This window comes from Caldanaerobacter subterraneus (assembly GCF_004345675.1).
GTDB classification, from domain to species: Bacteria; Bacillota; Thermoanaerobacteria; order Thermoanaerobacterales; family Thermoanaerobacteraceae; genus Thermoanaerobacter; species Thermoanaerobacter subterraneus.
On record NZ_SLWU01000073.1, the window covers coordinates 1 to 1420 of the forward strand.

Consider the following 1420-nt stretch of genomic DNA (forward strand, 5'->3'; position numbering starts at 1 on the left):
GGCTTTTCTCCATTTAGTGCTCTTATTTCTATTCTTGCTTTTTTGACTTCCTTCAGCACTTCTGAAATATCTCTTTTAGCTGTATCTCTTATTAAATCCCTTACTGCTGATTTTTCTGCCGTAAGTGCCAGCCTTTCTTTTGCATATATTTCATCTAAAAATATTTTTTTTATGTCTTTTATCTCGCCTTTTGAAAGCCTTCCCAAACGTCTCTGAGGTGTTTTTTCCCACATAACTACGTGTACATGTGGATGTCCTTTTGCCTGATGAAAGGCAGCAACCCACCTCAGATTTGACTCCGAAATGCCCATTTTTGCCGCTGCATCTGATATTGTAGCTCTGAGTGCTTTTTCCCATGAGTCTCTTGTTGTATATCCGAGCTTTACAGCATCTTCTTCCTTCAATGAAAGGATAAAGCGCCAAACAACACCTGAATGCTTACTTAATTCTTTCATTGTTTCTTTTAAACTAACATTTTCATCAGAGCTGAAAAGACCATGGCTTCCCGGTCTCTCATCCATATACTTTACGTGTCCTGCAGGAGTGCCAGCAGTATCTATCTCAAAATTATCAATGAAATCATCTAGGCTGTCATATTCTGAAAGTATTTTCTCTGCATATCTATTTCCTGCGTCTAATTCTTCCAATTCATTAAATTCACCTTTATCTACACCAGATCTAGTACCTATATACAAAAGATGTGCAACATTTTTAGCCTGATTTTCATGTGTAGGCAGATAAAAACTTGCTTTCATTACAAAAGGGGCCGTCATTCATTATCATCTCTTTCTTTTAGGTAGGCTACAGCCTTAACTCTTGCTTCGTTGTAAATTTCAACAGCATTGTGCTTGCCCAAATCTGCTATGGTCTGCACATTCATGTACATTGCTGTAGCTGCTGCTACTGCTGCCTTTGCCATGAGTTTGGCTAATCTATCTTCTGTAGGTCTTAGTATATCCCGCATGGCTCTTCTTACGGCTTCGGTTACGGCATCTATGCCGTCTTGCGCAGATTCCTCTTTTAACCCTTTTTCAAGTATCTTTCTCGCAATCAATGACATAGATTCTTTTCTTCTGGAAGACAGGTTGTTTAGAACCTCATAGGTATCTTCTGAAAGGTAAACTGTTACTTTTTTCAAAAGCCCACCTCCTTTTTAACCTTACTGTTTGAAAGCGTTGCTGATAAAACAAGTAATATCAATATTTTTGAGTATTTTGCACTGCATTTTTACTGCTTTGTGCTCTTAAAAGCGGTGTGAAGTGCGTTTCTCTTATTTACAGTATCCAACAGGCTCTGCCTGTTGTGTGTCGGTCTCGTGCGCTGTGCGCCTTATCCTGCATTATAAAAACAAAGCATAAAAGCTCAGCAGGTTTTGAAAGATAGAAAACCACCCTTGCACATTGCAAAGGTGGTTTTAGGT

2 protein-coding genes are annotated in these 1420 nt (G+C 38.9%); both read right to left on the reverse strand.

Annotated features, from left to right (window positions below; genetic code table 11):
- Positions 1-773 (reverse strand): MobP3 family relaxase (mobP3, locus tag EV203_RS13275; RefSeq protein WP_243700720.1); only part of this gene is annotated, 773 nt, incomplete at its 3' end.
- Positions 770-1138, reverse strand: coding sequence for a hypothetical protein (locus tag EV203_RS13280; RefSeq protein ID WP_132040915.1), 369 nt, complete (start codon positions 1136-1138; stop codon positions 770-772). The genes mobP3 and EV203_RS13280, both read right to left, overlap by 4 nt.
- Between the last annotated feature and the right edge of the window lie 282 nt (positions 1139-1420).